26 protein-coding genes and 1 tRNA gene are annotated in these 23,816 nt (G+C 33.5%); 15 read left to right on the forward strand and 12 right to left on the reverse strand.

Features of this window, described 5'->3' with window-relative positions; all coding sequences use genetic code 11:
• Positions 1-41: 41 nt before the first annotated feature.
• Entirely contained in the window at positions 42-2,057 is a 2,016-nt protein-coding gene (locus L1276_RS01240; protein WP_253784656.1) for a hypothetical protein, read from the reverse strand.
• Between the two features lie 260 nt (positions 2,058-2,317).
• On the opposite strand from L1276_RS01240, the gene L1276_RS01245 reads away from it, so the two are divergent.
• From L1276_RS01245 to L1276_RS01260, 4 genes are all read left to right on the forward strand, one after another.
• The gene (locus L1276_RS01245) at positions 2,318-2,752 is read left to right on the forward strand and encodes a hypothetical protein (protein WP_253784658.1); all 435 of its coding nucleotides are present in this window, start codon (positions 2,318-2,320) and stop codon (positions 2,750-2,752) included.
• Positions 2,753-3,080: 328 nt separating this feature from the next.
• A complete protein-coding gene (locus L1276_RS01250; RefSeq protein WP_253784659.1) occupies positions 3,081-3,407 on the forward strand; it encodes a hypothetical protein in 327 nt (108 codons plus the stop codon).
• On the forward strand, positions 3,380-4,168 hold the full coding sequence (locus L1276_RS01255; RefSeq protein ID WP_253784660.1) for a sensor histidine kinase: 789 nt from the start codon (positions 3,380-3,382) through the stop codon (positions 4,166-4,168). The genes L1276_RS01250 and L1276_RS01255 overlap by 28 nt, the downstream gene beginning before the upstream one ends.
• Entirely contained in the window at positions 4,152-4,802 is a 651-nt protein-coding gene (locus L1276_RS01260) for a response regulator transcription factor (RefSeq protein ID WP_253784661.1), read from the forward strand. The genes L1276_RS01255 and L1276_RS01260 overlap by 17 nt, the downstream gene beginning before the upstream one ends.
• Here the strand turns inward: L1276_RS01260 and L1276_RS01265 are convergent, their stop codons facing one another.
• Complete coding sequence (locus L1276_RS01265; RefSeq protein ID WP_253784662.1) at positions 4,803-5,315, reverse strand: adenine phosphoribosyltransferase; 513 nt, start codon at positions 5,313-5,315, stop codon at positions 4,803-4,805.
• Between the two features lie 114 nt (positions 5,316-5,429).
• Here L1276_RS01265 and L1276_RS01270 point away from each other — a divergent pair.
• Positions 5,430-5,503: transfer RNA gene (locus L1276_RS01270), tRNA-Arg, on the forward strand.
• 206 nt (positions 5,504-5,709) lie between these two features.
• Here the strand turns inward: L1276_RS01270 and L1276_RS01275 are convergent.
• Positions 5,710-5,940, reverse strand: a complete 231-nt coding sequence (locus L1276_RS01275) for a transposase (RefSeq protein WP_253784663.1) — start codon at positions 5,938-5,940, stop codon at positions 5,710-5,712.
• A gap of 424 nt (positions 5,941-6,364) precedes the next feature.
• On the opposite strand from L1276_RS01275, the gene L1276_RS01280 reads away from it, so the two are divergent.
• Entirely contained in the window at positions 6,365-6,946 is a 582-nt protein-coding gene (locus tag L1276_RS01280) for a TetR/AcrR family transcriptional regulator (protein ID WP_253784665.1), read from the forward strand.
• Between the two features lie 305 nt (positions 6,947-7,251).
• Positions 7,252-8,424 carry an MFS transporter gene (locus tag L1276_RS01285; protein ID WP_253784666.1) on the forward strand — a complete coding sequence of 391 codons (1,173 nt, stop codon included), beginning with the start codon at positions 7,252-7,254 and terminating at the stop codon, positions 8,422-8,424.
• Positions 8,425-9,094: 670 nt separating this feature from the next.
• Here the strand turns inward: L1276_RS01285 and L1276_RS01290 are convergent.
• Positions 9,095-9,646: a GyrI-like domain-containing protein gene (locus tag L1276_RS01290; RefSeq protein WP_371924123.1), complete on the reverse strand. Its 552-nt coding sequence runs from the start codon at positions 9,644-9,646 to the stop codon at positions 9,095-9,097.
• Positions 9,647-9,690: 44 nt separating this feature from the next.
• Positions 9,691-10,410 (reverse strand): YafY family protein, encoded by a 720-nt coding sequence (locus L1276_RS01295; protein WP_253784668.1) that lies wholly within the window; start codon positions 10,408-10,410, stop codon positions 9,691-9,693.
• Positions 10,411-10,969: 559 nt separating this feature from the next.
• Between L1276_RS01295 and L1276_RS01300 the strand changes: the two genes are divergently transcribed.
• The 6 genes from L1276_RS01300 to L1276_RS01325 all read left to right on the forward strand — a co-directional run bounded on the left by L1276_RS01300 (position 10,970) and on the right by L1276_RS01325 (position 15,685).
• Positions 10,970-11,494: a DUF4199 domain-containing protein gene (locus L1276_RS01300; RefSeq protein WP_253784670.1), complete on the forward strand. Its 525-nt coding sequence runs from the start codon at positions 10,970-10,972 to the stop codon at positions 11,492-11,494.
• A 475-nt stretch (positions 11,495-11,969) separates the two neighbouring features.
• Complete coding sequence (locus L1276_RS01305; protein ID WP_253784672.1) at positions 11,970-12,551, forward strand: Crp/Fnr family transcriptional regulator; 582 nt, start codon at positions 11,970-11,972, stop codon at positions 12,549-12,551.
• Between the two features lie 147 nt (positions 12,552-12,698).
• Positions 12,699-13,301, forward strand: coding sequence for an isochorismatase family protein (locus L1276_RS01310; RefSeq protein WP_253784674.1), 603 nt, complete (start codon positions 12,699-12,701; stop codon positions 13,299-13,301).
• Between the two features lie 63 nt (positions 13,302-13,364).
• A complete protein-coding gene (locus tag L1276_RS01315) occupies positions 13,365-14,099 on the forward strand; it encodes a pirin family protein (protein WP_253784676.1) in 735 nt (244 codons plus the stop codon).
• 2 nt (positions 14,100-14,101) lie between these two features.
• Positions 14,102-14,593 carry a cupin domain-containing protein gene (locus tag L1276_RS01320; RefSeq protein ID WP_253784678.1) on the forward strand — a complete coding sequence of 164 codons (492 nt, stop codon included), beginning with the start codon at positions 14,102-14,104 and terminating at the stop codon, positions 14,591-14,593.
• 165 nt (positions 14,594-14,758) lie between these two features.
• Positions 14,759-15,685 (forward strand): alpha/beta fold hydrolase, encoded by a 927-nt coding sequence (locus L1276_RS01325; RefSeq protein ID WP_253784680.1) that lies wholly within the window; start codon positions 14,759-14,761, stop codon positions 15,683-15,685.
• Positions 15,686-16,297: 612 nt separating this feature from the next.
• On the opposite strand, the gene L1276_RS01330 is transcribed toward L1276_RS01325, so the two are convergent.
• Together L1276_RS01330 and L1276_RS01335 are read right to left on the reverse strand one after the other, a co-directional pair.
• Entirely contained in the window at positions 16,298-16,684 is a 387-nt protein-coding gene (locus L1276_RS01330; protein WP_253784682.1) for a response regulator, read from the reverse strand.
• A 774-nt stretch (positions 16,685-17,458) separates the two neighbouring features.
• On the reverse strand, positions 17,459-17,716 hold the full coding sequence (locus L1276_RS01335) for a hypothetical protein (RefSeq protein WP_229351007.1): 258 nt from the start codon (positions 17,714-17,716) through the stop codon (positions 17,459-17,461).
• 245 nt (positions 17,717-17,961) lie between these two features.
• Here L1276_RS01335 and L1276_RS01340 point away from each other — a divergent pair, with 245 nt between their 5' ends.
• A complete protein-coding gene (locus L1276_RS01340) occupies positions 17,962-18,150 on the forward strand; it encodes a hypothetical protein (protein WP_253784684.1) in 189 nt (62 codons plus the stop codon).
• 163 nt (positions 18,151-18,313) lie between these two features.
• Here L1276_RS01340 and L1276_RS01345 read toward each other — a convergent pair whose 3' ends face one another.
• The gene (locus L1276_RS01345; RefSeq protein ID WP_253784686.1) at positions 18,314-18,577 is read right to left on the reverse strand and encodes a hypothetical protein; all 264 of its coding nucleotides are present in this window, start codon (positions 18,575-18,577) and stop codon (positions 18,314-18,316) included.
• A gap of 255 nt (positions 18,578-18,832) precedes the next feature.
• Complete coding sequence (locus L1276_RS01350; RefSeq protein ID WP_253784688.1) at positions 18,833-19,417, reverse strand: ferritin-like domain-containing protein; 585 nt, start codon at positions 19,415-19,417, stop codon at positions 18,833-18,835.
• Positions 19,418-19,795: 378 nt separating this feature from the next.
• Here L1276_RS01350 and L1276_RS01355 point away from each other — a divergent pair, with 378 nt between their 5' ends.
• Complete coding sequence (locus tag L1276_RS01355; protein WP_253784690.1) at positions 19,796-19,948, forward strand: hypothetical protein; 153 nt, start codon at positions 19,796-19,798, stop codon at positions 19,946-19,948.
• A gap of 527 nt (positions 19,949-20,475) precedes the next feature.
• Here L1276_RS01355 and L1276_RS01360 read toward each other — a convergent pair.
• The 3 genes from L1276_RS01360 to L1276_RS01370 all read right to left on the reverse strand — a co-directional run bounded on the left by L1276_RS01360 (position 20,476) and on the right by L1276_RS01370 (position 23,554).
• Positions 20,476-20,925 carry a response regulator gene (locus tag L1276_RS01360; RefSeq protein WP_253784692.1) on the reverse strand — a complete coding sequence of 150 codons (450 nt, stop codon included), beginning with the start codon at positions 20,923-20,925 and terminating at the stop codon, positions 20,476-20,478.
• Between the two features lie 487 nt (positions 20,926-21,412).
• Positions 21,413-21,703 carry a hypothetical protein gene (locus L1276_RS01365; RefSeq protein ID WP_253784694.1) on the reverse strand — a complete coding sequence of 97 codons (291 nt, stop codon included), beginning with the start codon at positions 21,701-21,703 and terminating at the stop codon, positions 21,413-21,415.
• A 339-nt stretch (positions 21,704-22,042) separates the two neighbouring features.
• Positions 22,043-23,554: a DEAD/DEAH box helicase gene (locus L1276_RS01370; protein WP_253784696.1), complete on the reverse strand. Its 1,512-nt coding sequence runs from the start codon at positions 23,552-23,554 to the stop codon at positions 22,043-22,045.
• Positions 23,555-23,816 lie beyond the last annotated feature (262 nt).

A 23,816-nucleotide genomic window follows, 5' to 3' on the forward strand; every position in this document is an offset into this window, starting at 1 on the left:
AAAGGGACATTATGTCCCTTTTGTAAAATGTCTCAGAAAAATTATTCCATAAATGGAGCTCTGATTTTTTCGATATCAGCATTTTGAGCTGCAGTTCCGGTTGGAATTTCAAATAAAACATCACCTTCCAGATAATCAATTTTTTGATAATCTGTTGAGATTGACACTTTCTTAGCTTTCTTGCCAATTTTACCGCTGCAAGTATATTTTACTTTATACTCTGTTGGTTTTATGGTGTAATCCAGTTCATACCAAGCTCTGTACGGAATGGCATCTTCAAAATTATCTACAGTAAACTTGAACTTTTTAGACGACATTTTATCGACTTTTAAAGTTACTTCAAGTGTATCACAATCGTAAAGCTCTTCTGTAGATAAATTGTAATTGATCATGTTTTGAATTGGAAGCGGCACAAAGATTTTAGTTCCTTCAAATTCAAACTCTCTTGTTACATCTTTAAGCTTGATTCTCTTGTCTTTTTCATACATTACTTCTTGTCTTACTTTAATTTTAGAAGAACCGTTATTTTTTACAAAATCAAACACAAAAGCATTCTTTTCTTTCGATTTATCGTTCCATGTAGCCGGGAAAATCGCATCGATTTCCTTACCAGATTTGCTGGTATTTTTTACATAAGGAGTTCCTTCCGGAGCAATCATTCTTCCCGAGCTTTTCCAGATTAATTTACCTTTAGAATCAGGATATCCAACTTCAATAGAAACCTGGCTTACCGGGCTGTCGTTCACAATATCACTGTCTTTGTCCAGTTTAATTAAACCTCCGTTTAAAGAAGCAATTACCTGAACTTTTGAGAAATCTTCGTCTAACTGAATTACAGTGATATACTTTTTCAATTCTGCTTTTGCTTCTGCTCCTGATTTTAAAGTCAAAGGAGTCAGATTTCCACTGATTTTTGAATCTAAAACCTCAATGGCAGAGAATTTAATTTCATCTGTAAATTTTACTTCTCTAATTTGAGTTCCATGTTTCAAACTCACGCCAACGCTTCCAGCGCCAAAAAGAATTCTAAAAAATCCTCCTGGTTTTTCCGGCGTTGATGCTGGTGTAAATTGTTTTTCCGGTGCGTCAAAAATTTGTTTCTGAACCAATTGAAAAGCAAAATCTCTTTGTTTTTGAAAAAGTGCTTCTTCTACTTTTTTTCTTTCTTCGTTAGAAAACTGGTTATCAGTAATAATTTCACTAACGATTCCGCCTTGAGTCAGGATTTTTTCATATTCACTTTCCCAATTTACATCCACAAACGACCAGCTCACATTGGCTTTCGCCGAAAAATATGTGTGCACTTTTTTAACATCTACGGTTGTTTTGATCGTTGTAGTCGGCATATATCCTTTGTATTTGATCTTATTTTCGACTACAAGGTTATTGGTTCCTGTTTCTAAAGCATCTTTTACCAAAGAAGCACTATAGCGCCCCATAAGTACAGAAAGCGCATTGTCTCCAAGTCCAAAAGTGGTTCCTGCTCCTTCTCCCTGAATATTAAATGTCCACGGATTTGCACCTCCAAAAGGATTATTTGGTGATTTTTCGCCCACAACATGCATAGATATTGTGTTTTCTGTTAATTGAATCGGTCTTACATTTGTTTCATTAAAATCTCTATCAACTCCTTTTAAATAAGAAAATAACCCAAAAAGTTTTGATTGTCTCTGATTATTATAATTTGTATGAAGTTTCGTTTTTAATTTATCGATTGCTTTTTTCAATAAAGCTTCTGGTAAATCAATTGTACTTGTTAAGGTGGTATAAGCTCCGGCTTCTTCTTCCAGACCTTCTGCACCTATTACGGTAGAAGAGTCTCCTTCTGATTTAAAAACCTGCATTGCAAATTTAAATCTTCCATCAGGATGTTTTGCCAGCCTTGGGGCTTTTGGATAATAGTAGAACTGCATTGGTAATCCGGCATCTCTTAACAATATATTGTTTGGATCTGGCGAAAAAAGTACTGCGAAATCTGCTCCATCTTCTTTCTCTAAAAGAATTTCTACTGTTCCGGCTCCTGCATGAGGATAACCTAGGGGTGTTGGTTGTGACATAATTTAAAAAATTTAGTTATTACTTATTAATGGTTACTCATTTTGATCGTCGTTTTTAATGCACAAAATCGACGATGTAAAATTGTTTCATTATAAAATATTATGAAACAGCACTTTAACCCATTTTTTTAAATAATTTTACCCAACTAAAAAAGGGTGTTTTTCCCCTTGCAGCGTTTTTGGGTTTAAGATAATTTTGTCCCATCAACAATTAAAAATACAGCAAACTAAACCATTAACCAATTAAATTTTAAATAATTATGAAAAATCCACCCGCAAAACCGAATCAGTTAATAACTAAAGAATTTGCAAAGCAGTTAAACATTAACTATAACAATAAGAAAGCAGCATCCTTAACCGGAAAAGCTGCTAAAAAAGAAGATGCAAATGCTATTTGGTATTCATTAGAAGCTTTAGAAAGCTATATAGATTATATTAAAACGCATGGAGCAAAAGACGGATACAACGTAGATGGCATACGTTTTTATTTTGGCGTATATCCTGACGATGAAAAGCACGGCGAAAAAGCCGGATTAACCACTTTATTCTTGGTTCCTACAGGAAAAAAGGTCGAAAACAACACCGCAAAAATTCAAAGTTTCGCTTTAGTTCAGGAAGCATCGTCATCTGACATTCAAAGCCTTGACCCAATGAATTACGGAAACATCGGAAGACCGCCAAGTTTATTATATTAAGAAAATTATGTTTGAATTTTTAAGATCTTATATCATTTATTTAGCTTTGTTATCAGGCTGCATCGGATTAATTTCGATGCATAAATTACCTGGTAAGAAAGCTAAATTTTTAGTAATTTTAATTTGGTTTTCTGTACTAATAGAATTAGTTGGATACTATTTTACTTATTGGACGGGCTTATTAAATTATTATGTCTATAATTTTTATATGTTCGTTAGTTTCTCAGCCTATATTTTATTACTGCGAAGCCTTCTGTTAAAGATAAATTACAGATTGACTGCAGTATATTTTCTTATCTTATTTATTGTTTCTTTCTTTTTAAACATTATGTATTTTAAAGAGGATGCCAATCGTTCTTTTACGTATAGTTTTGCCATTGGAGTATTACTTGTACTAATATTATGCTGTCTATATCTGGTAGAGATTTTTAATTCAGACAAAATTTTAAACTTTAAACGATCTGTTTTTTTCTGGTATATTTTAGGAATATTGGTTTTCCACGTTCCTTTTACGCCCTTTATGCTGGCTATTAATTGGTTTCTTGTTTTACAAGATGAATCCACCTTTAGTCTGGTATTGTTTATTCTAAATATTCTGGCGCACACTTGTTTTATAATCGGATTTCTATGGAGCGAAAAGAAATACAATTATTAGTCATTTCATTAGGTATTGTTTTTCTAACTTTACTTGTCGTGATACTGGTTCTTTTTTTTTATTTTTTAAAGAAGAAAAACAACTATTTGGTCGAAAAAATGGAAGCTGAAATGTATTTCCAATCAGAACTTGTAAAAACCAGAATTGAAATAAAAGACCAGACGCTTTCTGAAATCAGCAAAGAACTTCATGATAATATTGGGCAGATTATTTCGGTAGGAATTATGCAGCTCAATATGTCTATCAGCAGTAAAAGTATTCAGGTAAAAGAACTAAAAGACCTAAAAGATGTCCTGGCAAAGGCATTAGACGAACTCCGGATTTTATCCCGCATTATCAATAAAGATAATTTACTGCAAAGCAACTTCATCGAAGCAATAAAACAGGATTTAGAACGCGTAAAAAAGCTCAAGAAAATTCATTATCGCTATACATTAACCGGAAAAATTCCAAAAATAAGCGAAGAACACGATTTATTTATTTACCGAATTTTCCAAGAAGCTTTACACAATAGTCTAAAACACTCTCACAGCGATTTATACGAAGTAAATATTGTAACGACTGAAACACTTTTTCAGTTGAAATTAAAGGATTTTGGGATTGGCTATGATGTAAAGAAAGCAAATTCCGGACTAGGATTAACTAACATGAAATTAAGGGCCAAGTTGATTGGTGCCATATTAATCATGAAATCGAATGCATCAGGAACAACCGTAACTTTAGAATACCCCTTAACCACAACCAATGAAACCGAACACTAAAAGTAAAATTATAATTGTAGACGATCATCAGCTTTTTTCTCAATCCTTAGAACTTCTAATTAAAAGTTTTGGCGATTATGACGTGATTGACAGATTTGAAAACGGTAAAGTTTTTATTTCTTATCTTCAGGAGAATCCAGATTCTGATATTGATCTGGTACTATTAGATGTTAATATGCCAGTTTTAGACGGTTTAAGCACAATGAAATGGATTAAAGAGAACAGACCCAACTTAAGAGTAATCGCGCTTTCTGTAAATGACGATGAAGAAATAATAATCAAAATGATTACTAATGGTGCAAAAGGTTATTTATTGAAAGATACTTCACCGGAAATTTTTAAAGAAGCAATTGAATGTGTTATCGAAAAAGGATTTTATTTCACCGAATTAGTTTCGGGAATGCTTATCAATAAAGTGAACAGTGATAATAAAAAAGTCAATTTAAAAGAAAAAGAACTGGTTTTTATAAAACACGCCTGCACCGAGATGACTTATAAGGAAATCGCATCAGAAATGTGCCTGAGCCCTAAAACCATCGACGGATACAGAGAATGTTTATTTGATAAATTAGAGATAAAAACCAGAATAGGTTTGGTCTTGTACGCGGTTAAACACAAAATTGTGTTTGTTTAATTAATAAGTCAGCGCTGCAAAGACCGGAAACTCTTTGATTTTTTCTCTACCGTTCAGGAAAGTCAGTTCCATCAGGAAATTGCACTGTACAATTTCTCCTCCCAGTTTTTCTACCAATTCGCAAACCGCTTTTGCAGTTCCGCCAGTTGCCAGAACATCGTCGTGAATTAAAACACGATCGCCTTTTTTGATGGCATCAGTATGCATTTCAAGGCTGTCAGTTCCATATTCTAATTCGTATGAAGCTGAAATAATATCAAAAGGCAGTTTTTTAGGTTTTCTAACCGGAACAAATCCTGCTTTTAGTTCTTGTGCCAATAACATCCCGAAGAAAAATCCCCGGCTTTCTGCTCCTACAACTTTATCAATTTTCTGATCTTTTAGGGAATTTACCAAAATTGACAAGCATTCCTGCCTCGCTTCAACGTCATTTAGCAGCGGAGTGATATCTTTAAATAAAATTCCTTCTTTAGGAAAGTCCTGAATATCACGTATATAATTTTCAATCTTCATTTTTTTTTATTTTTATGTTATTTTTCTCTTGTATATGTCACATTTCTTCCTATCTTTGCACCCGCAATAAGCAATCAACAAAGCTACAAAAAATTAGCTAATTGATAACAAAAAGGCCTCGTGGCGCAACTGAATAGCGCATCTGATTACGGCTCAGAAGGTTACTGGTTTGAATCCAGTCGAGGTCACAAAAAGAGATAACTAATTACTAGTTGTCTCTTTTTTTTTGCACGAATATGTAGATTTTTCAAGCCTTCACGGATCAACACGAAAACCTGTGGGGAAGCAAAAATTAGGCATAAATATTAGTTAGCCTAAAAAGAAAATATTCTACATTTCTCACGCCTCTAAATTTTGATCTAAAAGCTTTTATTTTTGCATTAAAAGATTCTGCCTAGGCATTGGTACTTCTATTGTCAAAATAATTTAATATAGTTTGATAATGATTCATAATCGTTCGGGAGATCGTATTGAAAGATTTAAATCCAGATTGATTTACTTTTTCGTGCCATTTGGCTAATTTGGTAAAACCAATGATTTTATCGGTTGTATTCTCAAAAATACTTCGAAGTTCCTGAGTTAGATTATATCCTTTTTGAATCTCAGGATATAAGTCAAATAGCACCGCAGCACATTCTGTTTGGTTTTAATCACTCCCTCTAGAAAAATTCAATGAAAAAAATATGTATTTCTACGGAAATAATACCATATTAAATTTGATAACTTAACAGGATTCGAACAGCAAATGTTGAATAGTAATTATAACTTTTTAATATCCTAAATTGTTTGAATTGCAGTTTACTGGTACATAAAAATTGAGTTAATGAAACAATTAACAATTGATTATTGAACTCTATAGCACCGCTAGCAGTGAATTGTTTCAAAAGGAAAATTAAAAAGATTGATCACAAAATCTTACGAAATAGTAAAAGCAGCTAAATCTATAAAGATTAAAAAATAATCCTCTCGATATTCCAAGAAAACAATAATTTAAAAATAATCTGTAATTAATAATAAACTGACCAGTTTATTATTATATTTGCATCGTTATGGCAAGAACAAAGGAATTTGATTATGAAAAGAAATTAGATATTGCGCTAGAACTTTTCTGGACGCAGGGATATCATGTGACTTCCATCACTGACTTGGAGACGCACTTAGGAATTAATCGAAGTAGTATTTATCCAACTTATGGAGATAAAAAAGCGCTGCTTATTAAATGCCTGACCAAGTATATGAAATCTAAAGTATCAGAATATGAAGGTATTTTAAAACCTGACCAGACTGATGCAGTTGAAACTTTAAGAGCATTATTAAAGCTGGCAGTAGATCAAAGCATAAAGGAAGACAGAATATGTCTGGCTGTTAAAATTGCATTTGAACTGGCATTAACTGACCAGGAGGTCAGACGTCTACTTGCAGCAAATGAGAAAAAGATAGAGCACATCTATTTTGAATCATTAAAGCTTGGGCAGAGCCAAGGAAGCATTAAAGTTGATTTAGACACAAAATTGACTGCTGATTTCTTTGCCAGTTCGTCTAGTGCAATGTTCAAGAATTATGCATTAAATAAAAATCGAAAATATATCTACGATATGATAGAGACTTTAATCTTAATGATTAAAGTCTAAATAGGTCATCTTGGAACGGAATTAATATAATGAAAATATTTTTTTAACCTTTTTTAAACCGATCAGTTTAATATGAAATAAATCTATACACAAGAATTGCATACTTGGGATGCATGGACGTTATCGAAATAATAAGTACAGATTTCGCTACGCTTGTAAGCTAAACTGTACATTATATAAAAATCGAAAGTGTCGCTACGACATTTTAAAAACTTTAATCATTACGATTAAAATGGACTAGAAACTTTCGAACAGAATTAATAAGTAATATTTTTTTTACCTTTTTTTAAACCGACCAGTTTAATATGAAATCAAATTTAAATAAAAGAATAGCGTACATCGGATGTCTGGGCGTTATCGGAATTATAAGCACGGAATTTGGCGTAATTGGCATCTTGCCGCAGATTGCTGATTACTACAAAATAAATATTGGAACCGCAGGGTATCTCTTGAGCATATTTGCTTTAACAATTGCCCTTACAGGACCTTTCATGGTTTTATACGTATCAAAATTTGACAAAAAGAAAATTATGATGTATGCCTTAGGACTTTTCCTAATTTCTAATTTCTTTTCAATTTTCAGCCCTCCTTTCTGGCTTCTAATGATACTTCGAATACTGCCCACGATTTTGCATCCAGCATTCTTTTCAATGGTAATTGCTGCTGCAACAAAAGATACATCTGCTCAAATGCAGATGCGCTTAACCAGTATGATAATTGGAGGAATAGCCCTTGCACAGGTAACACTTATCCCATTCACCACATTTATCGCAAGTATTTACACCTGGCAGTTGAGTTATGTTATTCAGGGTTTGCTCATTTTGATAACATTGATTATCATTTATAAGTTTCTGCCGTCTATGCCCAATAAGGAGGTGAAGTCTTTTAAAAACCAATTGAGCATACTCAAAAGACCTAGGTTTATTGCAGGGACTGCTTTGAACCTTCTTCTTATAACTGCCTGGTTTTGTTCCTATAGTTATTTTGCCGATTATCTTTCGAAGGAAAAAGGTTTAAGTGCACAGCAGATTAGCTATATGCTGCTTTTGTTTGGAATAATGGGTGTGATATCTAACTTTCTGGCAGGTCGTTTACTGGGAAGATATATGTTCTGGACTACCCTATTTTTCCTTGCAGGTACATTTCTGCTTCCATTTGCATTTCAATATACCGGCAGTTCACTGCTCAGCATATCAATTGTGGTGGGATTTTGGGGAATTATGTATGGACCATGCTTCTTAATTGGCGTCGGCCATATGGTATCGGCCGCATCCGATGCAAAAGAATTCGCGAACAGTCTTCAGACTTCGTTTGGAAATCTTGGTGTTTCACTAGGTACTGCTATTGGTGGATGGTTTATTAATCATTACGGAATATCAATTACGCCATGGATTGGTCTGGGTTTCGGTGCACTGGCTGTTATTATAATTTTTTGGAGAGCCTGGCTCGATAGAGCTATTACAGCTGAGAACCTTTAAAGGCACGCAAGTATTTTAACAAATTGCAAAAAAAAATCATTTTATTAATTAATCAAAGAATAGCCGAGTGATCGGGTTAATCAATTGTAAAATCAAATACACTTTCCAACAATCCCCAACAGGACATCTAAACCAAAATTACAAAGCCAATGGAAGACAGACATTAAATATAGTATGCCAATTTCTTCAAATAATCCAAAAAAGATGTTGAAACTTGTCCTGTTCCTGTCACAAATGCCAAAAGGCGCCAATTGGATACAATTGGCGCCTTTTTTTATATATCCCTATTAATAAATGAGTTTGACTTATTTTTGCTGTAATTTTCTTTTTTAGAATCGTACAATCTAAAGAAGAAAACTGCAAAAGAATACATATTGCGCAGAAAGAGAATCAGATTCAATAATTTCAGTTTCACAAAAAATTGATAGAATTCAGAATGTTCAGGTTAGACTGAACGCTTTTACAAATCCCACATTAGCAGAATTTTTCTATTTGGTCTTTTACAATTTCTATATACTTTTTCTTATTTTGAGGGTTTATAACTCCAGCGCCCAATTCTTCCTTTAGTGTATATATATATAGGGAGATTTAAAATGCATCTTCTAAATCTTTATACTAATCATCTAAGAATTGAACTTTTACCATCAACTGATCAAGGCTGTCTAAAGGTTTATTTTTTTACTGATATAAAAGTTTCTACCACGGCATTTTCTCCTTCAAAATATTTTTGCCCATGAACCGTAAAGTCGGCCCTATAGGCTCTTTTTAAATTTAGCTCCTTATTTCCCCATATTTGCAGCCAGGTATTGAAAATAGCTTCAGGCATCTTTCCTTTGGAAATAAATTTTTGGTAGCTTGTGGTTTCAATTGTGATGCCAACAAATCCTTTAGGAATATTTTCCAGTGTGCTTACCGGCAATCCTATTATAGTGGTGTAGGGCCCTGTAAAATCGGTTTCATAATCCGTATAAACAGCATAAATTTCATCATTTACTTTATTAGGAATTTGTTTTTGGATTTCTTCGCTCCAGAATTTGCCCCACAAAGCTTCAATATCTTTGGCAGATTGTCCATTTTCATTAGTTGTTCTGGTTGAAATTCCTACTACATAAAATTTCTGAATGGTTTGGTTGTTCATTTTTGTTAATTTGTTTGTCTGCGATTGCGCTGTTAATGAAGTGAACATTAAAGTAAGAATAATTAAGTTGTGCAAATTTTTCATCATATTTGATTTTGCAGCAAATTTAAAATATGCCTGTGACAGCCCTATGTCAAGGGTGTAGAACATTTTTTTCTGCAAATATCAAAATACTCTTCAAATGATATTTTATGTGGTTCAAATGTGTGGTTTTGCACCAATAGACTTTCAATTCTATCTAAACGAAATGCTCTGTAATCGTTTCTCAATCTACAGAGCGCAATGAGCAGCCAATTTTCCTGCGATGTGTAAATTGCAAAAGGTTCTATGATTCTTTCTGTTGTTTGGTTATTGCCGGGGGAATAGTATTTTATTTTGACAGGATTAAAATTTGTCAAAGCCAATTGAAGAGTTGACAAATTATTACTTGTGCGCTCACAGTCTGCATTTTTTCCGAATACAATGCGATTAGAAAGTAAATTAACTTTGTCTTTCGTGTTGTTTCTTAATACCGATTTGATTTTAGTAATTGCATCTGTATAATCTTTTACAAAAGACGCATCTTTATTTCTTAAAACCAATTGTTCAGCTGTAATCAAAGCATTAGCTTCATTTTCAGAAAACATTACCGGTGGAATTCTGTAACCGTCCATCAAACTATATCCTTTTCCGTCTTCTGTTAGAATGGGAATGCCTGCTTGTTCTAATGCCTTGATGTCTCGATAAATTGTACGTTTACTAATAGAAAATTTTTCAGCTAATTCCGAAGCTGTTAAAAGACGTTTTGTTTGAAATTGCGTCAAAATTGCGGTCAGTCTTGAAAGTCTTTTTGTATCGTTAACGTTCATTTTTATTCTATTTTCGGGTTTTGAGCGTTCTTGGACTTGATACCTTTATCGCAAAGGAAAGATAAGGCGAATTTAAAAAAAAAATAGTTATCCATACTTTGTGTTAAAACGTGAAGTTTTTTTTAACTTCAACATTTTGTCATAAAATTTAAGCTTGTCTGTTTTCACTAAAATTAAAATCATTTCAGAATTAAATAGATTTTTGGTTCAGTCCCCAACAGTCCATCTAAACCAAATTGCTGAAGTCAATCAAAGACACGCCCTATTTGAAGTATGGCAATCTTTTTAAATCTTCCATAAAATGTATAGTAATTTGTGTCGCAGCTTTAATAAGGCCCTAACGAGTACCCACTTGATTTTCAATCAATAAAAAAAATTACTTTTTTTTTCTTAAAAAATTAAACTGTCATTGAAACATTTTGAAAAAAAACGACTAACATTTCAATCAAGATCTTTTTTTACCAGCTTTCGTCTTTGCAACAATTTTAAGCAAACATAATTTTGCTGAGTTAATATACATCTGTTAGCCGTTAGAATATTCAATTAAAAATCAATAATAATGACAAAAAGGACATTTCTAAAATCAGTATTTAAGCAGGGAATTATAATGGGACTCAGCTTTTGTCTCTACACTATTTTAATGTGGCTGACAAAATTAGACACAACTTATTTAAATATTGGACAATATTTAGATATCGCAATAATTCTGCTGCCCTTACTTATGATTTTTTGGATTATAAAAAAACATACTGCTTCTTATAAAGTAACAGTTATTCAAAGAATTGTAATCGCTGTTTTTGTCGGTTTCATTTCCTATTTAATTTACGATCCTTTCCTGTACATTTATCATCACTACATTAATCCTGACTGGTATAATGCCGTATTAAATTTAAAAGAATCAGATTTAATTGCTGGTCATACGCAGCCAAATAAAATAACAGCGATTTTAAAAGAAATGAAAACGTCGCCAACAGCTCAGGCAGATTTATTTAGAGTATCCGCAGCAATACCTTCTGTAATTATTTTACCGGTTTTAATTTCTTTAATTTCTCTCATTTTTATAAAAAATAAACCCCAAAAATAGTACAGTAGCTCATGCAGTTTAATTAATCAGATCAGGAGTGAATTAATTTATCTAAAAATAAACTGGAGTTTTTTGATAAAATCATTTTTGAAATTAAATAAATTTTAACGCAATCCCCAACAAGACATCCAAACCAAATTTACAAAGCCAATGAAAGACAGACACTACATGTAGTACGCCAATTTCTTCAAATCATCCATAAAATTTATTATAATTTGTCCCGTCGAGGTCACAAAAAAGCCAAAAGGCGCCAATTGAAGACAATTGGCGCCTTTTTTTTATTACCTAATAGCAATATTTTGACTCGTTTTTGAGGATCAATGCAAAAAACTGTGGATTGATAAAATTTACGCATAAATATTAGTTAACCTAAAAAGGGATCAATCAGCACTTTTTCCAATGCTAATTGTAATAACAAAAATCATGCTTCTTAAAAAAATATTTTGTCGTACTTTTATTTAAAATATTTAAATCTATGTATGACCAGCTTTTCAGCTACATTAGCAGATACAGTGAATCTCCTCTTACACTAGAAGATGAAGTATTAATAAAAACAGCACTGAAACCTGCGAAGTTAAAAAAGAAGGAGTTGTTCCTTGAACAGGGGAATATCTGCCAGTTTACAGGTTTTATAATAAAAGGTGCCATGAGACAATACAGCATCGACAGCGCCGGTAATGAGCATATCATTCAGCTGGCTCTTGAAAACTGGTGGATGGTGGATCGTGAAAGTTATCTTATGAAAACACCATCGGTATATAATATTGATGCATGGGAAGATACAGAACTTCTAATATTGGAAGCTGACGATCTGCAGCGTCTGCTTGAAATACCTACAATTAAGGAAATGTTCTGGAAGATGAACCAAAGCAGTTTCATAGCTTCCCAAAAAAGATTAAACAATTCCATTGCACTTCCCGCCATGGAAAGATATGAGCAATTACTTAAAAGCTACCCTGATTTTGTACAGCGCTTTCCCCAGCATATCATTGCTTCTTATTTAGGTATCAGCAAGGAAACCTTAAGCCGCGTGCGCAGTAAGCTATTCCAAAAATAAAATTAAGATCCTGCCCTGCTTTAGTTCTTCTATTGTTCTTTATTGACAAATGTCATCGTTTTCTGTTCTATGACCGCAATAAATTTGCCTTATAAATCAGTAACAAAGATTTTTAAAATTTAGAACAACATTTAAAACATTAGAAAAATGAAACAGTTTACAAAAGATGATACCGTTATGCTATTAATTGATCATCAAACAGGCACACTTAATTTTGCAGCTAACAGACCTCATGAAATGATCGTGAGCAGAACAAGAGCTTTGGCTAAATTTGCAACAGCTTTAAACATTCCCGTTGTGCTTACCAGCAGCCAGGAAGATCATGCACAAGGACCTTTAATTCAGGATTTACAGGATCTGCTTCCTAAAGAGTATGCAGATAGAGTAAAAAGAGAAGGAATTACAAATGCATGGGATGACGAGAATTTTAAAAATGCTGTTCTAAAAGCAGCTGGCGGAAGAAAAAACGTAATCATGGCAGGCCTTACTAATGATGTATGTATTGTGTGGCCTTCAATTTCAATGCAGGAAGAAGGATTTAATGTTCAGGTAGTACTTGATGCAGGCGGATCTCCATCAAAAATTGCTGATGATATCGCACAGCAGACTTGGGAAAGCCAAGGTGTAAGAACTACAACAATCAACCAGATAATTTCTGAAATGGTGCACAACTGGGCAACCGAAGACGGTCAAAAAGTTCTTCCAATACTTTTTGAAGAAGTTATGTCTAAAGTAGGACAGTTCTCTTAATTAATAGATTCTTATAATCGAAGCTGGGGTATTTAGGTATCCGGCTTCTTTAAAAATATAATTATGATACAGAAAATAAACAGCTCCCAATTTCTGGGTCACGGTCCGATAAAGATTCTTTATCCGGGTTCGGCCGTTTCAAGTACCGATACCGGAATAGGAAGCATAGGAAGAATTGACCATCCTGAAATAAATTCCAATACGGTTATTAAAATGCATCCCCACATCAACGATGAAATTCTTTCTTACTTCAGGACAGGGGAAGCAGAACACAGTGACTCGGAAGGATTTGTGAAGGTAATCGGCGGAAAGACCCTTATGCTGATGAAAGCCGGAAAATCATTCTTTCATGAAGAAAAAATCATGGGACAGCAGCAGACAATGGAAGGGCTTCAGATTTTTATCCGTCCCGGTAAAAAAGACCTGAACCCCGAAGTGGTATTCTTGGAACTGGAAGATCTTCATAGCGAAAACAGCTGGCGTATTATCGGATCTCCAAATCCTGAAACTGAATTTCAATTCAGCAGCCAGACCTGGATTTACGATATAAAACTTCTTAAGGGTAGCACTTCAGAAATACCCCAGCTGCCAAAGGAAAATCTTACTGCCCTATTATACGTTTTTCAAGGAGCAGTCCAGGTGAATAGTACAATTGAACTTAACAAAAAAGAATGTATCGTATTTAAAGAAGAGCCGGTTTCTATAAAAGCTTCACAAGACGCTGAGCTGGTCTTATTCTTTACAGACGAACAAGGAGAAATCTTTAAAGGAGGAATGTACAGTGGAAATCAAATGTAATTATGGACAATACTATCAGCATTATCAGTAAAAATGAAGGAGAACGTCTTGCAGTTGCAGGCGGTAATTACAGAATTATAATATCTGGAGAACAGACCAATGGCAATTACGCTGTTATTGAAATGATAGTGCCTCCGGGAGGAGGACCGCCTCCGCATGCTCATCCTGACACCCAGGAAATGTTTCATGTCCTGGAGGGGGAGCTGGAATTTAAAACTGAAGCAGGAAAACAGCTTGTAGCGCAGGACGGATTCATAAATATCCCTTTTGGCGGCGCCGTGCACTGCTTTAAAAATACTTCAAAAAATTATGCACGTCTGCTCTGTACGGTAGTACCGGCAGGACTGGAAAACTTGTTTCATGAAATAGGAATTCCGGTAAAAGCCGGCGAATTCCTGCCCGTTCCTGAACTCACAGAGAAACGGAAGGAATTTTTAAAAGAGATGGACTGGAAATACGGCCAGAGAACATACGCTCCTGATTACTTAGGATAGCAGTTCAATCCAATTAAATATAAAAATTTGGCGGACAGGTTTTTCCAGCGGGCTGATTGCTTAAAATCAGCACTGGATGATTCCTGCAATATTTCTATTGCCATGCAGAAACTGTTGTCTGTCCTTAGAATGTATTGTACAATACTGCCCTAAAAAAGAATAAAAATGGAAAATATAGATAAAAATACGGCAGAACCCGGTAATTTAAGCAATGAGCTTGTAGGCTGGTCAGCAGAAGTTAACGGAATTAAAATTAATTATCTTATGGGAGGCAATCCTGAGGGAAGTCCTGTTCTTTTATGGCACGGCTTTTTAGGGACTTCAAGCTCCTGGAGAAAAGTGGCAGCAATTCTTATTGAAGCTGGACTTGCCGTTTTAATTCCTGATATGAGAGGATATGGGGATTCTGATAAACCGCAAGGCACTATTGGATATGATGCCCGCACAATCAGTGAGGATTTCAGGGCTTTAGTGAAAAAGCTGGATTTTGGAAAAGGAAAGCCTATTACCCTGGCGGCACATGATATGGGCGCGGCACCAGCCCTTATCTGGAGCGCTGACCACCCGCAGGAGATTGCCGCTTTATTTTATATAGAAATGGTAGTGATGCTTGATCAGGTGCTCAGCCCCCACTTATCATTCAGCCGTGAAACCATGGAAAGCCAGATGGGGCCGATGTGGTGGTGGATCCTTCCCCATGCTCCAAAGGCGCTTGAAGTACTGTTTACAGGAAGAGAACGTGAGTTCCTTACCTGGTTCTATGATTGGATGACTGCCGGAAAAGATGTAATTGACAGCGAACAGATTGATGAAATCTATCGCACATTCTCTGGGAATAATGGTTTCCAAGGTGCTTTCGGAATATACAGAGGGGTATTTGATTCTATAGATCAGACCACACCTTTACTTCAGAAAAAAATCAAAGTGCCGGTTACTGCTATCGGAGGAGAATATTCACTTGGAGCTGGTGTTGGCGAAATGACCAAGCTGGTAGCGGAAAATGTAACTTTAATTGTAATCGAAAATGCCGGTCACTTTCTTCCTGAAGAAAAGCCACAGGAAATAGCACATCACATTTTGACTAATTTCTAACTTCGGAAATTTATAGAGTGAATCTAATTATTATATTTTAGTAACAAAATAAGATCCAAAATTTAATACATTTTTCTTTTATTTCCTTTCTTTAAAATAATACTAAAGCAAAGAGTCAACTGCATCAGCGTATATATTTATATCATAAACAATACAAATCATTAATCTAGCGTTCGATAACTTAACAGGATTCGAACACCAAAAATTGAGCTAGAAATTAAGTTTTAGATTCTGCTTAATTGTATTCAACTGCTTTTCAAAGGCTAATAGTTCATCTCGTGTAGTAACTGATTTATCATCAAATAATTAGTTAAATCTTAAACTAACTTTAATTAATTTATCCAAAATATCTGGTTTATAAATTCCAGGAAGGAATTTAGAATATTTCATACATATTACTTTCTGAGGGAAGTCCAAATAATCTCAAAGATCACGATGAGGACAAATTAAAAATGTGGATAGAGAAAACGAAAAAATCTGGAAGAATCAAAAATCTCAATAAAAAGGGCTGAAACTTCATAAATATTAGCCCTGATTTCCCCCATAGAAAACGTTATTGAAGTTTTTAATGCTTTCTTAAAGCTGGTATCTAGAACTTTTCTATACATTTTATTATTGCTCCTCCAGTATATTTTTCAGCAGTTCCGTCAGCTCTGTAAAAGTATTGGGTTTACTAATATATCGCTCCGTATCATGAATAATCGACAATTGTGCAGCCGCATTTTCGGAATAGCTGGAATATATAATTACCGGAATGGGTTTGAGCTTTTCGACCGCTCTCATTTTTTCTATAAATTCATTCCCATTTATAACAGGCATATTATAATCTAAAAAAATAAGGTCAGGCAGGATTTTTGTACTTTTCAAAAACTCTAAAGCTTTAACGGGATTTGTTTCTGCCAGGCAGGTAACATTTTTATCCAGAGAATTGATGGCTTCGATAAACGTATCGGCATCATCAATATCATCGTCAATCAGCAGTATATTTCTATATAACATGGCGTATATTATTTATAGTTATTATCTAACCGTTTTTAATTTCACTGAACATGAAAGTTTAATTTCGGTATTTTTTTTAATTTGTATTGTTTTAAAAACACCTGTGCTAGAAAATAGAGATCAAACAGTTATTAAACAGAACTTTTTCAATTAATAATTTTATGGAGATCTTTGTTTTTTATAATTCCAAAAAGCCACTCGTTTTTTAGCAGCAACTGTCAGAATGTTTTAATTTTTGACTATTCCCAAAATTACACCACTCTAATTACTGCATCTTACACAATACTATTTAAGGTATTACAGGATTCAAACATAAGCGCCTTCATATCAAAACTTTACAAGCAAAAACATAAAATAAGAAGTAAGAATTATCAAATTTTATTAAAAATTGCTGATACAGTACTTCTCTGCTAAAAGAAATTAATGAGTTTGCAATAAAAGTTTCGCTTATTCAACATGGTGCTGTTACCAGCGATATACAGCGTGATCCCATAGAGGAGCAAGAAGAAAAAATCAAAAAAATTAGAAATGCTTGAAGCGGAAGATATTGACATGAGTGTGTTATTTTGCTTATCGCAACCCAAAAGATGCGATTTTGTAACTATGCAGGTTAGACCCCATTTGCAAGCTATATAACGTATTTTATAGTCAACAAACTAAATCGATCAATAATTAAATTTCAACCAAAAATAAAGCTGCCTCAACATAAGTGAAGGCAGCTTTATCATTTTGAATAAGATATTTTAAAGGTTTTGTTATACTCCTCCATAAAACTTACCCGTTTACTGTTTTGTCTTCAGCATCATGTCCTTCTAACTTGACAAGCTTATTATAAACTCCAAGTAATAAAAAAGGCGATGCCCATTGTCCTACAAATAGTGCAGTATGCTTTCTGCCCAAACATTTTAAGGTTAATGACGTTCCCATTGCAGCAAGTGCAGCGTATAAAAATAAATCTGATGGCAATTTTGAAGTTTGTTCTTCGATTGCTTTTGCCGTAGCTCCTTCTGTGTTTTGATTTTCAAATGACATAACATTTTGTTTAAAATTAATAATTGGAAAAGTAAAACATCAGTACAGAGGGTTTTTACAGAATTCAACTCTAAAGTTACAACATTGAATACTAATACATTAATTATCAAATAATTAAAAGTAGTTTTAAAATTTCAAAAATTACTTTCAAAGATTTAACCAAGTCATTTATAAATTGTAAAATTTGTTTTTCGCATTTTTAGACTTAAAACGAAAACGACTTTTATCCTTTTAAAATATAAACCATGAAAATTATACAACGACAGGAAAATGAAACCTCTTCAGTAGATCATTATATAACCAATAATGCTAAACCAGATTATGGAAATGAGTTTAGCAGCGAAGAATTCAAAACTGATGGACTTGGTAATAAAAACTTGGGAGATGATGAATTCAATAACGAAGGTCTTAATGATATTCATGAAAAGAACTAATCTCAATCGTATTTCACAAATCTATTTCAGAACCGTCTTTTTAGGCAGTTTTTTTATGAAAAATTATAAATTATTATTTACGATTTCCTGTCTCAATTGCATTAAAATAAAAGCCTATTTTAAAAAAAATAGGCTTTTAAATTAAATAATCTAGAAAGATATATTACGGTCTTGTTGTTCCGTTGATCGTATCTCTTCGTGGAGGAGTTGATGTTTCTGTTTTAGGAGTAGTTCCTTTCTTTTTGTTAGAACGCTGTTTAGTAATCGTGTCTCCTTTTTTATTGCCAGACTTATGCTCAGAACCATGCTTTTTCTTGTTGTAAGTAGAATCTGTTTTAGTCGTTGACTTTGTTTTCGCAGGAGTGGTCTGCGCTGATGCATATACAAATGATAATGCCATACAACAGGTTAAAAATAAATTTTTCATAATTCAATAGTTTAAATAATAATTTGATAGAGAAACAAAAAGCTTTTTGTTCTCTTGCAAATGTTGCACACTTACTATTCAGTTATTTATAAAAACCTTATGCATTAATTACATGATTACCATTTACTTGCAAAACAAATATATACAGAAGAGTATTTAAACAAATAGTTTTACTTATCGAATTATAATTAGCATAAAAAAAACCTGTAATATTCTATTATAGATTACAGGTTTTTTACTTATTTTTTGAAATATTTATTCCTCATCTTCTTCAGAAGCATCAAAATTAATTGTATTATAAGCAGCTTCAGTCAAAATAGTATCAGCTTCTTTTTCTTCTTCTAATGTCTGCTGCAATAATGCTGCGGCTTGCTCTTCTCCCAAAGTTGTTGCAAACGCTGCCAAAGTTCCGTAAGTTGCAATCTCGTAGTGTTCGATTTTTTGCGATGCAGCAATAATTCCTGCATCCCTTACTGGACCTTCCTGCGTTTCTTCCATAATACTTTCTCCTTCCTTAATTAGACCTTCCATAGCATCGCATTTTTTTGCTGCAGCTTTTTCTCCAATTATTTCAAAGACTTGTTCCAATCGGCTTACTTGTTCTTCTGTTACAGTCAAGTGGTCATTGATCGCCGTAATTAGATTTTCTGAAGTTGCATTTTTAGCCATCTTAGGTAACGCTTTTGTTAATGCTTTTTCTGCCCAATAGATATCTTTTAAAGAATCTACAAATAAATCTCTCAATCCTTCGGCTGCAGACGATTTAGCTTTTACCGTTTTTCCTTTAGATGCTGTGGTCGCTGCTTTTTTTGCAGTGCCCTTTGTGTTTGTCGCTTTCATAATGTTTTTTTAATAATTAACGATTTCAAAAGTAGCGGAAGACATAGGGCGCTTTTTACATAATTATGGCGGGTATTTGTAAGATTAGCATTTAAGAACTTTATCTATACTAACAGGAACATTATTGATTAAATGAATTATTTTAAAAATAGCAGAGAATTTATAGATTATAAAAAGGAAGCTTATCACCAAGCTTTAAAATTAGTTCAGAGGGAATGAAGTATCCTCTTAGATTATAATACATTAAAGCATGGACATAATTATCAATTACCAAATAACTAACTGGTAATTATACAATTACAAACAGCATTAGTATAAAATCGAGCTATAACACAATCTTACATTTACCAATATATTAATCATTAAAACTATATTATCATGAGTACTTCAAACAATAAAAAAAGCACTAGTAGTGCAAAAGCATCAGATAAAAAAACTGATAAAAAAGAAACTGCTTCAAAAAGCACAGATAAAACTGCTGATACAAAAAAAGACACAGCAGACAATAAAAAGGGAACAGATAAAAAATAATCTTAAAAAAAAGAGTATGAGTTTAGATGAGAGAGAAAACTACGGTCAAAGTGACTCGTATTCTCAAGAAGACGAAACAAGAACTTGAAATGAAGAGTATACTACTTCTGTAGATAGTACTGAATCTAACGATGAACTGCAAAATAAGGATCCTGATTTTAATCAACAAGACAATTATACTAAAAGCGATAATCTGGATGATGATCAGAAAGAATATGATTCTAATGAGTTAGATGATGATGAGAATCTCGAAGACGAAGATGATTTTATTTCTAGTGATGAAGATGATTCGGAGTTGGATTCGGACAATGATTACACCCAAAGTGACATCAACAAATCGCTTTAAAAACACTGCTTAAACCGTCTGAAAATCAGACGGTTTTTTTATTTTTCAACAAAGTAAACACGGCAGATATGGCAGTCCTTTATGTATTGAACAAGAAGGTACTCATAGATTTTACAACAGAATCTGGAATGATGCATGCCAATTTTTAGAAATTCGCAGAACCGGGATTGTTTTTCAAAATTTAAGTTAATCTAAATTTCTTCTTGTCATTTTGAATGGAAATCCAATCCATCTGCAAAACATTTTTTATCAATATTTTGATATCGTCAAAAGTACTGGGCTTTACAGCATAAAAATTAGCTCCAAGTTCTTGTGCTTTAAAAATAGTAAGAGGATCACTGCTGGTAGAAAGCATTATAATCAGCAATTTATTTAATTTCTTATTTTTCTTTATTTGTACAAGGCATTCAAAACCACCTATTTTAGGCATATTGATGTCCAGAAAAATAAATTCGGGTAATGGTTTCGGATTTTTAGAAAGAATATCCAGTAACTGCTTACCATCTTCCGCCTGAGTTAAAACTACATTGCTATTCACTTCAAGCAGCGCTTCAAGAAACATCAGCCTGTCATCTTCGTCATCATCTGCTAAATAAATATTCCTTTGTGATTGTGAGGTCTGTGCTGTCATTTGCTTAATATTTATATCGCAAAAACATAAGACAAGAATTTAGAAATCTGCAAATGTTTATATAAATATAAGCGTCTGAAAATCGATAAACGATCGAATTATATCCGTGAAACGGTTAATAATAGTTAAAGATACTTATTTAACTTAAGAAAAAACATATAAAAAGTTCATTTTCTAAACTTAAAAGTATGATTCGCTTCAGTATTTTACCTATTAAAACATAAACAACATATTTTATGGAAAAAAAATCTTATAAAAAAATAAGAACATTGATTTAAGAATATTGCAGCTATTTCACTGCCTTAAATAGTTGCTAATAGTATAATAGCTTTCATAGATTTTGTGGGTTATGAGTAATGGTTATATGCTGGAAGTTTGAAATACATGGTCTTTAATTCAGTTCTTCTTAATCCTTTAAAAGAAATAAACCTGCAGCCAGCAAATGCCACAGGTTTACAAACATTAAATAATCAACCCAGGGCAGTTATTATCTGCCTTTATTATTACCTGCTGCAGTTGAATCAGTCTTTACATTTGTTGTTCCTTCCTGCTGTGTACCCGCAGCTCCAGATCCGGTTGAACCTTCTCCTGTTGCTCCGGTTGTTCCCGCACCGATAACCTTTGTACTGTCTGTACCTGGACCAATGGTGTCTACTGTTGTAGAAGTAGAATCTGCAGTGCTATTGTAATCATTCTCAGCAGCTGATTCATTCTTTTTACAAGAAAGAATAGTTGCAAACAACGCAATCAGCATTGTGGTTTTAAATAGCTTTTTCATAATATTAATTTTTAGTTTGTATATTTTCAAATATACCTTTGCAGCTAAAGTTATTTTTACACAATTAATCTAAAATCTTACACTTTTCGATACGGTATCTAAATAGAAGAAATATTTTCAGGTTAATTACCAAGCAATTTCCACTATACTTTTTCCTGTAATTTTATACTCTAGTAAAATTTTACTTTTTGCCGTGGCCAAAATTCGTTTTTTATTGTGAAAGACATCTATTTTAATTTTACTGCTACTCTCAGGAAATAGTATTTTGAAATTACAGTCAAATTTTTACATTATTTTTGTATGATGTTACATTATTAAACTTAATCCTTACTATAATCTTTATGCTGCAGTTACTTTTGGATATAATTTAATAATCAAACCTTTAAGTCTGTTCTGATAATCTTCCAACAGCCAAGCCTTATAGTTTTTACTGGCATTATCAAGACATTTTACGTACTGTTTTACACGCCAATCAATTTCTGGCTGCAAAGCTTCTGCCAATGCGATTGCCTGCGACAGTGTTTCTGCATTATCCATACACATTTTGGCATGCTGCCTTATAGATTGCTGAATGACGGTTTTTGTTTTTTTATCTGTATCGATTGCTTCCTGATAATGTCCTTCGATATCAAAGGTCATTTCCAGCGTATTAGGAAATTGAGCTCGTAATTCAGCAGAAAGTCCGTGCGATTGTACAGATGAAGAACCTGCACTCGATTGAAAATGCAGTTGTTTGGCAAATTCCTCTGGACGTTCAAAAACATATTTCCAGTCCACAGGTTCTTCCCAAGCACCGAAACGCTGGATATTATTCCCCAGATCAGTAATCGTAAACGTTTTTTTAGACGGAAGTCTTCTTGATCCGCGACCCACCATTTGATGGTAAAGTGTTATCGAAGTTGTGGCGCGATTCAAAATAACATTTTGCACCGTCGGTTCATCAAAACCAGTGGTTAAAATCGAAACCGAAGTCAGAACTGCATCTTTGGTTTTCTTAAACCATTTTAGAATTTCTTTACGCTCTTTATCAGGTGTTTTATTATTAAGATGTTTGATCGCAATTCCTGCTTCAGTAAAAGTTTCATATACTTTTTGAGAAGCCGCAATTCCGTTATTAAAAATCAGCGTTTTTTTTCCTGCACCATTTTCACTGTACGCTTTTAGCAATAATTCCAGCATTGGTGGTAAACTATATAATTCATTAGAAGAACTTACCGTATAATCGCCATGTATTCCTGTTTTTAGCGAATTTAATTCAACCTCATAAATATAAGATTGTGGTTTAGCGAGAAAACCCTGCGCAATAAGCTCTGAAATATTCTCACCCATTACCAACGATTTGTAATGCTTTTTCATTGGTTTAGATATATCAGAACTAAAAGGTGTTGCGGTAACTCCAATAACAAAAGCATTTTTAAAACTGCTCATTAATTTCCTGAATGAATTGTGATGCGCTTCATCTACAATTACAAGACCAACGTTATTGGTTTTTATTTTTTTAGCTTTTATTCGGTTACGCAGCGTTTCTACCATGGCAACATAACAATCAAAATCAGGTTTAAAGTCTAGGCTTTTACTGCTGATAATATGGTTATTAATTCCCATTTTTTTTAATGTCGAAGAAGTCTGTGTAGATAATTCTTTGCGATGCGTCAAGATAATAACTGTTTTATCAAATTCTTCTATAAACCTTCTGGCAATTTCAGAAAAGATTATAGTTTTTCCCCCGCCCGTAGGTAACTGATATAAGAGTTTGCCGTTATTTTCACTTTTGATATGATCAAAAATTGTTTCGATATCTTTTTCCTGATAAGCATAAAATGCTTTTTTAGGCTTTGTATTAGTTTTCATTTTGATCTAATTATTTATTCTTTACTCTTTATTCCGCCGGCGACAATTGCGATTCCATAAATTTTCCCGTTACAATTGTACCTTCTTCATCTTCCCATTGTATAATGACATTTTCAATCAAATCTGGTTCGAAACCTATTACTTCCATAACCTGATTCCCAAATTCCTGCTATACTTTCTGCCCTTTCTTAAACATTATTTTTCTAGTTAAGATGTTATTAATTGTTTTCGTGCGAATTGGAATAGACAGTTTTTAAGCTAT

It is taken from the genome of Flavobacterium sp. HSC-32F16, assembly GCF_024171645.1.
Lineage (GTDB): Bacteria > Bacteroidota > Bacteroidia > Flavobacteriales > Flavobacteriaceae > Flavobacterium.